At 74.0% G+C, this 569-nt stretch carries 1 pseudogene; it reads right to left on the minus strand.

The annotated features are described in order from the left end of the window. Positions 1-361: pseudogene (locus FQ705_RS25570) on the minus strand (glycosyltransferase family 1 protein); the annotation flags it as partial. Positions 362-569: the final 208 nt, after the last annotated feature.

The raw sequence follows: 569 nt of genomic DNA on the forward strand, positions 1-569 counted from the left end.
GGTCCAGCAGCCAGACGCTCTGCGCCAGCAGCAGCGGGCGCGCGCCACGCGCGCCGGCCAGCTTCAGCACCAGCGCGGCGGCCAGGTGCTCCTGCTCGGTATGCGTCCAGATCACGTCGGCCGCCAGCAGCGCCTCGCGATTGCGCCAGGCATGGATCGCGTCGAAGCCGAGCGCGGCCTTCAGGGCGCGGCGCGCCACGCTGACCGGGCGCGATTCGCGGCGGTAGCGCGACTAGCTCATGGCGAATTCGTCGGAGGCCGCGTGGTGATAGCCGTACAGGCAGCCGATGTTGTCGCCGGCGCGATAACTGCGCGGGTCGGCGCCGTAAAACAGGTGAACGTGCACGTTCGTGGCGGTCATGCGGAATCTCCGGGTTCGGTGCTCAACAAGCGTGCGCGTGCGCGACGGCGCGGGGCGTCGTCGCGCGACAGCGGGCGGCAGCGGGCGGGCCGCGCGAGGCGGCCCGGGCGCGCGGGCGCGTTCATGTCGTTCATGCGGTAGCCAGCGGCCGGCCCGTGGCCGAGGTCTCGCGGCGCGCGTCGTGGGCGCCCTCGCGCACCGCGCGCCA

It is taken from the genome of Paraburkholderia sp. BCC1884 (assembly GCF_900996225.1).
Classification (GTDB): domain Bacteria; phylum Pseudomonadota; class Gammaproteobacteria; order Burkholderiales; family Burkholderiaceae; genus Paraburkholderia.